Raw genomic sequence first — 9,616 nt, forward strand, 5'->3', positions numbered from 1 at the left:
CCCCTCCCGCTTGCGGGAGGGGTCATGGGAGGGAGTGACATAGCCGCGAGTCCGACGATCGAGGCCAGGCCCTCCCCCGACCCCTCCCGCAAGCGGGAGGGGAGGACGGAATCGCATCGGCCTTGCGCGGATCGATCTCGATCGCGGTCCGCAGCGCACGTGCGACACCCTTGAACGCCGCCTCGGCGATGTGGTGGTTGTTCGACCCGTACAGTGTCTCGACGTGCAGCGTGATGCCGGCCGCCTGCGCGAAGCTGTGGAAGAAATGCTCGAACATCTCGGTGTCCATCCCGCCCAAGCGCTTCTGCGAGAACAGGTCCTTCCACACCAGCCAAGGCCGTCCGGAAATATCCAGCGCCACCCGAGTCAGCGTCTCGTCCATCGGCGACAGCGCATCGCCGTACCGCGCGATGCCGCGCTTGTCGCCGAGCGCCTGCGCGAACGCCTGGCCTATCGCGATGCCGGTATCCTCGACGGTGTGGTGCTCGTCGATGTGCAGGTCGCCCTTGGTCCGCACGCGGATGTCGATCAGCGAGTGGCGCGACAATTGTTCGAGCATGTGATCGAAGAAACCAACCCCGGTCTCGACGTCGTACACGCCGGTCCCATCGAGGTTCACGGTGACGTCGATCGCCGTCTCGGCGGTGGAGCGGGTGATCGTGGCAGTGCGCATGCCACCCCCCATAACGTGCGCCACGACGCATGCAATCTTGACCGGCATCCGAATGGCGCTACCCAAGGGATATGACCGATGGACTGCCTGATAGCCTGATTCCGTACGACGAGATCGTACAAGAAGCCCTGCGTGCCGTGGTCGGCCGTGTGCTCGGTTCGGTCGCGGAGGCCGGTGGGCTTCCCGGCGAGCATCATTTCTACATCACCTTCAAAACGCAGGCGCCCGGCGTCGACATCCCCAAGCGCCTGATCGAGCGTTTTCCGGACGAGATGACGATCGTCATGCAGAACCGCTACTGGGACCTCATCGTCGACGACGAGCGCTTCTCGATCGGGCTCAGCTTCAACCAGGTCCCGTCGAAGCTGGTGATCCCATATTCGGCGATCACCGCGTTCCAGGACCCCGCGGTAAGCTTCGAACTCCGCTTCCAGGCGCAGGAAGGTGCGGAAGACGCGCGCGGCGACCACGACGAAGCGGAAAACGACGGCCCAACGGCTGTGCCGATCGAGGACGGCTCGAACGTAGTCGCGGTGGATTTTAAGCGGAAGAAGTAACCCAAACTCCCTCGCCCTACGGGGAGAGGGAAGGGGCCCGCGGCACTTGTCGTGGGAAGGGAGAGGGGAGTGAGGCTCGGAACCGAACCCCCAAAAGCCCCTCACCCTTCCGTAGCCTGCGGCTCCTCCCTCCCTCTCCCCGAAGGGGCGAGGGACCCACGCAAGCCCCGGAAGGTTCTCCTCCCATGACCACTCGCACAGAAACCGACACGATCGGCCCGATCGAAGTCCCCGCCGCCGCATACTGGGGCGCGCAGACCGAACGCTCGATCGAGAACTTCCCCTTCGCCACCCGCGAACGCATGCCGATCGAGATCGTCCACGCGCTTGCCCTCGTCAAACAAGCCGCCGCCCGCGTAAACCGCGCCCACGGCCTCGACGAAACCATCGCCACCGCGATCGACTCCGCCGCACAGGAAGTCATCGACGGCAAGCTCGACGACCAGTTCCCGCTCGTCATCTGGCAGACCGGCAGTGGTACGCAGTCGAACATGAACGCCAACGAAGTCATCGCCGGTCGCGCCAACGAGGTCCTCACCGGCACCCGCGGCGGCAAGTCCCCGGTCCACCCCAACGACCATGTCAACATGAGCCAGTCGTCCAACGACAGCTTCCCGACCGCACTCCACATCGCTGCCGCGATTGCCACCACGCACCGCCTGATTCCCGCGCTCGACAAGCTTCACGCCGCGCTCGACGCGAAGGCCAACGCCTGGGACGACATCGTCAAGATCGGCCGCACCCACCTCCAGGACGCGACGCCGTTGACGCTCGGTCAGGAATTCTCCGGCTATGCGAACCAGCTCTATCGCTGTCGACACCGGATCGAGCCCGCGATCAGCCACGGCATGGTCATCCTCGCGCAGGGCGGCACCGCAGTCGGCACCGGCCTCAACGCCCCCGCCGGGTTCGGGGACGCGATCGCGCACGAACTGGCCGAGATCACCGGCCTGCCGTTCGTCAGCGCGCGGAACAAATTCGAGGCGCTCGCGTCGAACGACCCGCTCGTCCACCTGTCCGGCACGCTCAACACGCTGGCGGTCGCGCTCACCAAGATCGCCAACGATATCCGCCTGTTGGGCTCAGGCCCGCGTTGCGGCTTCGGCGAGATCGACCTTCCCGCCAACGAGCCGGGCAGCTCGATCATGCCGGGCAAGGTCAACCCCACGCAGTGCGAGATGCTGACGATGGTCGCGGGCCAGGTGATGGGCAATCACGTGGCGGTCACCGTCGGCGGGATGCAGGGCCATCTGGAACTTAACGTCTTCAAGCCGCTGATCGGCGCCAACGTGCTGCGCTCGATCGACCTGCTCGCCACCGCGATGGAAGGGTTCGCGGAACGCTGCGTCGATGGAATCGAACCCAATCGCGGGCGGATCGCAGACCAGCTCGACCGCTCGCTGATGCTGGTCACCGCGCTGGCGCCTGAGATCGGCTACGACGCCGCCGCAAAGATCGCCAAATACGCGCACGCCGAAGGCCTGACGCTGAAAGAAGCCGGTCTCGCACTAGGCTTGGTCGACGCCGAAACCTTCGACCGCGTCGTCAAACCCGAATCGATGCTCGGCCGCTGACCTTCCCCCACACCGTCATCCTGACGAAAGTCAGGACCCAGAGCCACGATCGGCCCGCTGAGTAATCCTGGGTCCTGACTTTCGTCAGGATGACGGTTGGTGGTGGCGTGCGGGAACCCAAACGCCCCTCGCGCGCTAACCCGCCATACGGACAGGAGAAATTACGTGGGCGCAACGACCATAGGCGCGCTGATCGGCGCAGGCATCGACTCGCTCAGCGGCGACGACGGCAACGCGGACGGCGCGATCATCGGTGCGATCACCGCCAACGTACTCAAGATCGTCGTGCCGCTAGCCGTGACTTACGCGATCGGCTGGGCAGTGCTGCGCGGTGCAGCGGAACTCAAGGACCAGGTTTTCGGGGAGTCAGAAGCATGATCGGACGTATTATCAGTGCATTGGTCGGCCGCGAAATGGGCCGTCGCGACGGTTCGGGCGGCGCATCGGGCGCAGTCAAAGGGGTGGTCGCGATGAGCGTGCTGCGTCGCATGGGCCCGCTCGGCATGGTCCTCGGCGGCGGTTATGCCGCCAAGAAGGCCTATGATCGTAACAAGGCACGCAAGGCCGGATACTGATCCGCCTCTAGAATGACACATGCAGGCCGCGCATGGGTTGACGCCCATGCGCAGTCCGCGGCAAGGGCGCGCATGCCCCACACACTTCCGTCCGACCCGCATGGTTTCCGTCGTCGCGGAGTCCTGTTCGTCCTGTCCTCGCCGTCCGGCGCCGGCAAGTCGACCATCGCGCGCAGATTGCTCGCGGACGAGCACGAACTCGAGATGTCGGTCTCGGTCACGACCCGGTCGGTGCGACCCGGCGAAGTCGACGGCAAGGATTACCATTTCACCGACCTCGAAGGCTTTCGCGACATGGTCGCGAAGGACGAGTTCCTCGAATGGGCGCACGTCTTCAACCACCGCTACGGCACCCCGCGCGCGCAGGTCGAGGAGCTGCTCGCAGCCGGCAAGGACGTGCTGTTCGACATCGACTGGCAGGGCGCACAACAGCTGTTCCAGATCGCCGGCGGCGATGTCGTCCGCGTCTTCATCTTCCCGCCGTCGATGGAAGAACTCCATCGACGCCTCACCAGCCGCGGCACCGATTCGACCGAAGTGATCGAAGCCCGCATGTCGCGCGCGGCGAACGAGGTCAGCCACTGGGACGGCTATGATTACGTGCTGGTCAACGACGACGTCGACAGCTGCATCCGCGGCGTGAAGACGATCCTCGCGGCGGAGCGGTTGAAGCGGTCACGCCAGACCGGGCTGATCGGTTTCATCCGCCGCCTGACGCGCTAGTCTTCACCCCTCCCTGGAAGGGAGGGGCCGGGGGTGGGTCGGCTGCTGGGGAAACGACGCGTCAGCCAACAGGCCGACCCACCCCCAACCCCTCCCTTCCAGGGAGGGGAGCAGGTTAGAGCAGCCCCAGAAACGTCACCCCGACTCCGAACTCCTTACGCTTCAACGCGCGCAACTCCGCCGCCTGCCAGTCCTCGCCCCACATCTCGACCGACCAGTCCTCGTCAATCCCCGCGGCAGCCCAAGCCGCATCCGCATCGATCTCACCCTCGATCAGCGCCAGCCCGATCACCAGCGACCCGGTCAGCGTCACCACCGGCGACAACCCCGCCAGCCGGAAATCGTCATACGCCGCGACCGCCTCATGCAGTCGCGCGACGGTCGCCGCCGGTTGGGCAACGTGCATCACGCCTGCCGTCACAGCGAACGTCACGTCATACCGCCCCCGAGCCCACGCCAGCAGCGGATCCCACGCCGCCGCCTGCCGCTCGACCAGCAAAGGCGGCCCGTCGGCGCGGTAGCAGAGCAGGTCGCTCTCGCCATACGCTGCCAGCCGCGCCGCGAACTGCGCAGGGTCGTTCGCGATCGGATCGGTCGCCGCATTGGCCAGGCCCGTCAGCGGCATCGTCCGCGGGTCGATCGTCTCGCCGACCGCGCGCCATTCCTCCGCCACCGCCTCGGCCAGCGCATCGCTGGGCAACGCCAGGGGCCGTCGCCCGGGCGTCCGCACCGGCTTGCCATCGAGCGTCACCACCCGATCCGCATCGATTGCCACGTCTGTCCAGAACCGCTTCACGCGTCAGGACTCCGCCAGCGATGCGCCAGACTACGCGGCACGATCGCGATCATCGCCATCGCCGACAACACGATCGCCGTCCCGAGGATCTTCGGCCCCAGATCATGCGCGCGCGCGATCAGGATCAGCCCGAGCAGCGCGCCCGCCACCCCCGCCAGCCGCACGCCGACCAGCACGAACCAGCGTCGCTGCGCCAGATTGTCCGCGTCGGTCATGGCCGAGCCACCATATGCAGCAGGTCCGGCACCGTTGTCGCGACGACATCCGCGCCCGCGTCGGAAAGCTCGTGCACGTCGTGATACCCCCATGCGACCCCGACGGCGCGCGCCTGCGCGGCGCGCGCCATCGCCATGTCAAAGCTCGTATCGCCGATCATCGCCGTCGTCTCCACGGTCGCACCGGCCTCCGCAATCGCCGCGAGCAGCATCGCCGGATCGGGCTTCGACGGGTGCCGATCCGCGGTCTGCAACGTCACGAACCGATCGGTGATCCCGTGCGCGGCGAGGATATGCGCGAGCCCGCGGTCCGACTTCCCCGTCGCCACGCCGAGCGCCCAGCCGTCGGCGGCGAGTGTCTCGATCACCTCGGCAATCCCCTCGAACAGCGGCTCGTCGGCCAGCTCGCCACTCGCCCGCATCGCATGGAACGCATTCTTGTAGTCGGTAGCGAGCGACCGGTGCAGTGCTTCGTCCGCTGTCGGCAGCAAGACCTGCATCGCCTCGACAAGACTCAAGCCGACGATCCGCCGAATGTCGGCGCGCGGCGGCGGGATCAGTCCGGCGCCCTCGAACGCACGCTTGCACGCGACGCAGATGTTCGCCTGGCTGTCGACGAGCGTCCCGTCGCAATCGAACACGGCAAGACGGGTCATGAGATTTTCCAACGCATCGCCGCTCGTAGATCACGCGTGCACGCGAGGGAACGCCAAACCGGAACGCGCGCGCTTGCGAACGGTTCGTGTCGGATAGCTCTGGAGACTCAACGATGGCGCACGCACAGACCGACACCCCGAACATCTGGGCCGCTGCCGCTGCGGGCTTGGTCGCCGGCCTCGCCGCCTCGTTCGTGATGGACCGCTTCCAGGCTGGCGTCGCCGCGCTATCCTCGTCGGAGCGCGATGCCGAGCCTACGACGGAGAAGGCGGCGGACAAGGTGTCGCAAATGGTGGTCGGCCACGACATCCCCGACGATCGCAAGCCGCTCGCCGGGCAGGTCGTGCACTACGCGCTCGGGGCAGGGCTGGGGATCGCATACGCGGTGGCGGCGGAATACCGGCCTTCGGTGACCGCGGGATTCGGGACGGCGTTCGCAGCGGTGACGACGACGGTGCTCGACGAGGCGGCGGTTCCGGCAGTGGGGCTAGGCGACGCCCCGTGGAACACTGCGCCGACGACGCATCTGTATAGCGCGGCGTCGCATATCGTGTTCGGGACGGTAACCGAGGGCGTGCGGCGGTTGCTGATGGGGTGGCTGAAGTAGGGCGCTACCTGCGCCCACCTCGTTCCCCCGCGAAGGCGGGGCCCAGGAATCAAGCAGCGACGCGATCGTGGCTCCTGGACCCCCGCCTTCGCGGGGGAACGGAATGTGCGGATAAGCTGCTGCTAGTCAATGCCACCACCCCGGCGAAGGCCGGGGCCCAATTGGGGGGCGTCGCTGACGAAAGTCATCGCTCCGTTACCTCAACCTTTCCAATTGGGCCCCGGCCTTCGCCGGGGTGGAGCAATGGTCAGGTTTGATTGCCCAGTCTGACCACTTCACCCTCTCCCCTCGGGGGAGAGGGAAGGGGCCCGCGGCCGCTTGGCCGTGGGAAGGGTGAGGGCACGCGTCAGCCGAAGAGCATCAATTACCGAGTCCCAGGCCCACTCCGAGGCCCAGGCTTCCCAGCGCCACCCGGACGCCCGCGCCCAGCCGGCTTGGCGCCCTCAACCCGAGGCCCACTCCGCGGCGCGCCGAACTTCGACCCCGCCCCGGTCCGAGGCCCACCCGTCTTCGGCGCAGGCTTGCCCGTCGCCTTCTCCTCGACAACCCCACGCCCACGCCGCTCGCCTTTACGGTCTTTCCGCACCGACTTCGCATGCGCCTTAGCCCGCGACTTCATCTGCTCGCGCGTCGGCGCGGTCTTCTCGTCGAGCACCAGGTCGTCGCCCAGCTTCTCCTCGAAACCCAATTGCTTGAGGCTCTCGGCGAAATGCGTCGGCAGCTCGGCGGTCACGTCGATCGACCCGCCATCCGGATGATCCACCTTGATCCGCCGCGCATGCAGATGCATTTTCCGCGAGATCCCGCCGGTCAGGAACGCAGCGGCCCCACCATACTTGCCATCACCGACGATCGGATGACCGATCGCCGCCATGTGCACGCGCAACTGATGCGTGCGCCCGGTGAACGGCTGCAGCTCGACCCACGCCGCGCGGTTGCCCGCGCGCTCGATCACCCGGTACCGCGTCCGTGCCGGTGCGCCCTCGGCCTCGTCGACGTGCATCTTCTCGCCGCCGGTGCCCGGCTGCTTTGCGATCGGCAGCTCGATCATGCCGTCCTCGATCGACGGCACGTCGACCACCAGCGCCCAATAGACTTTCCGCGCGGTCCGCCCCGAAAACGCCTTGGCAAAGAACGCCGCCGCCCGCGACGTTCGCGCCACCAGCAACGCGCCGGACGTATCCTTGTCGAGCCGGTGGACCAGCTTCGGCCGACCCTCGTTGTCGTACTGCAACCCGTCGAGCAGCCCGTCGACATGCTGCGTCGTCTTGGTCCCGCCCTGCGTCGCCAGGCCCGGCGGCTTGTTCAGCACGAACGCCTGGAAATCCTTGTGGATGACCATGGACTGCGCGAGTTCGGTTTCCTCGTCCGACAGGATCACACGTTCGCGGACGCGCCTGGGCTTGTCGACGTCGGCGGCGGCCTTGTCGGCTTCGGGCGGCGGCACGCGCAGCATCTGGCCCGCCGCGATCCGGTCGCCCGGAGTCGCGCGCGCGCCATCGACGCGGAGCTGCCCGGTGCGCGCCCACATCGCCACCGTCGTGAAGCTCGTGTCGGGCAGGTGCCGCTTGAACCACCGGTCGAGCCGGATGCCGTCATCGTCGAACCCGACGTTGAATTCCCGAAAGCCGGAATCGCTATCGCTTTTGCCCGCAGTCATGCGACGGCCCTTACTGCGGAGAGACCCGCGAACAACGCGGCGACCGAACCGATCACCGACACCAAAACATACCCGAACGCGACGCCGATCGCGCCGCGTTCGATCATCGTGACGACGTCCAGCGAAAACGCCGAGAACGTCGTGAATCCCCCCAATACGCCCACGCCGAGCAACAGCCGCCACGTTTCCGAAGCGGTATTGCGGGCGAGTACGCCAACCAGCACCCCCATCAGCAACCCGCCGATCAAATTCACGGCAAGCGTACCAAAGGGATAGTCAGCGCCGAGCAACGACAGCATCGCGCGGCCAGTCAGATAGCGCGCGCCGGATCCGACCGCACCACCGACCATGACATAGAGAAGGGGAAGCATTCTCGCGCCCTAGCGTGAATCGGGCAAAACGGAAAGGTGGGGTTGGTGGAAGGCGCGCGCGCGCCATCCGGGTCAGTTCGCGATCACCGAGCTAGTCCTGTCCCAAAGCTTGTTTCCCCGCGAAGGCGGGGACCCAGTCTGGGCTCCCGCCTTCGCGGGAGAACAAGGAGAGCAGCCCGTGGCTCCGTTAGAAACCACCCCGGCGAAGGCCGGGGCCCAATTGGAAAGGTCGCAGTAACGAAGGGCGGCGCTCAATTAGCAACGTTTCCCAATTGGGCCCCGGCCTCCGCCGGGGTGGTGCACCTATCGCAACACCTCACCGCCCAGCGTTGGAAACCATATCCACATCGCTCCCGCCACCAGCCCGCGCCGTCACATACACCACGTAAGCGTCATTCCCCCGAACCCCGCCCAGCACATGCTGCCTGCCATCCGTACTGTGCCCAGCCGAATACCCAGCCACGCTAGCCTTCGTGAAATACCAGTCGAGCATCTTCTGCATCGGCGCAGCGCTCGCAAAACTCACCACACGCAAACGACACCCGTCCCGATCCGCCCCCGCAGCCTCAATCAACCGCGCCGCCGGATACAGCGGCAGGTCCGCCGGCAACCGGTTCGCCCACCCCGCCGAATAGCCGATCTTCTGCGCACAAGCCGCAGCATCCGGCGTCGTCTGCCGCTCCGCCAGTGCCCCCAGCGTCAGCGCGCCGTTCGCGGTCTTGCACTCCGGACAGTCGTTGGACGCCGCCGGCGCGCGCCTCAGCGTCCGCGGATCAACCGGATCTGCCTTGAGCGGACCCTCCGGCGGCACCGCGCCACTATCCGGCCGAGGCGGCGGCCGCACCGCGTCGGTATTCGACGACTGTGCCAACCGGGGATCGACCATGATCTGTCCCCCCAGCGACGACGTCAGCGCCGGATCACGCACCGCGCCGTTGGTCAACTCGGCATCGAGGCTGTTGAGATCCTGCTGGTCTGTCGACGACCGTCCGCACGCGGCTAGCGCGAGCGGCAAAAGGATCAGGGCGGGGCGCAAGGGTAAAGTCATCACCGCCATCCTATGCGCGAAAGGCAGTGAAGAAAGCGTTTTCCGCACACCCTCGATCCTCCCCCGCCAGGGGGAGGTGGCTGGCGCTTGCCAGACGGAGGGGGCGGCACGCGCCGACGACTGTTTCGTATCCTCCCCCTCCGTCACCTTCGGTGCCACC

General features: G+C 66.7%; 12 protein-coding genes and 1 pseudogene. 6 read left to right on the forward strand and 7 right to left on the reverse strand.

Annotated features, from left to right (window positions below; translation table 11 throughout):
- Nucleotides 1-100 precede the first annotated feature (100 nt).
- Nucleotides 101-673 (reverse strand): annotated as a pseudogene (hisB, locus tag ASE82_RS16215) (imidazoleglycerol-phosphate dehydratase HisB); the annotation flags it as partial.
- Nucleotides 674-744: 71 nt separating this feature from the next.
- Here hisB and ASE82_RS16220 point away from each other — a divergent pair.
- The 5 genes from ASE82_RS16220 (at nucleotide 745) to gmk (ending at nucleotide 4,102) form a co-directional block, all read left to right on the forward strand.
- Nucleotides 745-1,230 (forward strand): SspB family protein, encoded by a 486-nt coding sequence (locus ASE82_RS16220; RefSeq protein ID WP_056065639.1) that lies wholly within the window; start codon nucleotides 745-747, stop codon nucleotides 1,228-1,230.
- 185 nt (nucleotides 1,231-1,415) lie between these two features.
- Entirely contained in the window at nucleotides 1,416-2,804 is a 1,389-nt protein-coding gene (gene fumC / locus ASE82_RS16225; protein WP_056065644.1) for a class II fumarate hydratase, read from the forward strand.
- A 165-nt stretch (nucleotides 2,805-2,969) separates the two neighbouring features.
- Nucleotides 2,970-3,182: a hypothetical protein gene (locus ASE82_RS16230; protein WP_056052081.1), complete on the forward strand. Its 213-nt coding sequence runs from the start codon at nucleotides 2,970-2,972 to the stop codon at nucleotides 3,180-3,182.
- Nucleotides 3,179-3,379 (forward strand): hypothetical protein, encoded by a 201-nt coding sequence (locus ASE82_RS16235; protein ID WP_056065647.1) that lies wholly within the window; start codon nucleotides 3,179-3,181, stop codon nucleotides 3,377-3,379. The genes ASE82_RS16230 and ASE82_RS16235 overlap by 4 nt, the downstream gene beginning before the upstream one ends.
- A gap of 72 nt (nucleotides 3,380-3,451) precedes the next feature.
- Nucleotides 3,452-4,102: a guanylate kinase gene (gmk, locus tag ASE82_RS16240; protein ID WP_056065649.1), complete on the forward strand. Its 651-nt coding sequence runs from the start codon at nucleotides 3,452-3,454 to the stop codon at nucleotides 4,100-4,102.
- Nucleotides 4,103-4,217: 115 nt separating this feature from the next.
- Here the strand turns inward: gmk and ASE82_RS16245 are convergent, their stop codons facing one another.
- Genes ASE82_RS16245 through ASE82_RS16255 form a run of 3 tightly spaced genes read right to left on the reverse strand, consistent with a single transcriptional unit; the run spans nucleotide 4,218 to nucleotide 5,769 of the window.
- A complete protein-coding gene (locus tag ASE82_RS16245; protein WP_056065652.1) occupies nucleotides 4,218-4,898 on the reverse strand; it encodes an ATP12 family chaperone protein in 681 nt (226 codons plus the stop codon).
- Entirely contained in the window at nucleotides 4,895-5,113 is a 219-nt protein-coding gene (locus tag ASE82_RS16250; RefSeq protein WP_056065653.1) for a hypothetical protein, read from the reverse strand. The genes ASE82_RS16245 and ASE82_RS16250 overlap by 4 nt, the downstream gene beginning before the upstream one ends.
- Nucleotides 5,110-5,769, reverse strand: coding sequence for an HAD-IA family hydrolase (locus ASE82_RS16255; protein ID WP_056065657.1), 660 nt, complete (start codon nucleotides 5,767-5,769; stop codon nucleotides 5,110-5,112). Before ASE82_RS16255 ends, ASE82_RS16250 begins: the two co-directional genes overlap by 4 nt.
- 113 nt (nucleotides 5,770-5,882) lie before the next feature.
- Between ASE82_RS16255 and ASE82_RS16260 the strand changes: the two genes are divergently transcribed.
- Complete coding sequence (locus ASE82_RS16260) at nucleotides 5,883-6,377, forward strand: DUF1440 domain-containing protein (protein WP_056065660.1); 495 nt, start codon at nucleotides 5,883-5,885, stop codon at nucleotides 6,375-6,377.
- A 364-nt stretch (nucleotides 6,378-6,741) separates the two neighbouring features.
- On the opposite strand, the gene ASE82_RS16265 is transcribed toward ASE82_RS16260, so the two are convergent.
- From ASE82_RS16265 to ASE82_RS16275, 3 genes are all read right to left on the reverse strand, one after another.
- The gene (locus tag ASE82_RS16265; RefSeq protein ID WP_082441622.1) at nucleotides 6,742-8,037 is read right to left on the reverse strand and encodes an RluA family pseudouridine synthase; all 1,296 of its coding nucleotides are present in this window, start codon (nucleotides 8,035-8,037) and stop codon (nucleotides 6,742-6,744) included.
- Complete coding sequence (gene crcB, locus ASE82_RS16270) at nucleotides 8,034-8,408, reverse strand: fluoride efflux transporter CrcB (protein ID WP_056065663.1); 375 nt, start codon at nucleotides 8,406-8,408, stop codon at nucleotides 8,034-8,036. Before crcB ends, ASE82_RS16265 begins: the two co-directional genes overlap by 4 nt.
- Nucleotides 8,409-8,724: 316 nt before the next feature.
- A complete protein-coding gene (locus ASE82_RS16275) occupies nucleotides 8,725-9,456 on the reverse strand; it encodes a hypothetical protein (protein WP_235524766.1) in 732 nt (243 codons plus the stop codon).
- Nucleotides 9,457-9,616: the final 160 nt, after the last annotated feature.

The organism is Sphingomonas sp. Leaf230 (genome assembly GCF_001421745.1).
GTDB lineage: Bacteria > Pseudomonadota > Alphaproteobacteria > Sphingomonadales > Sphingomonadaceae > Sphingomonas.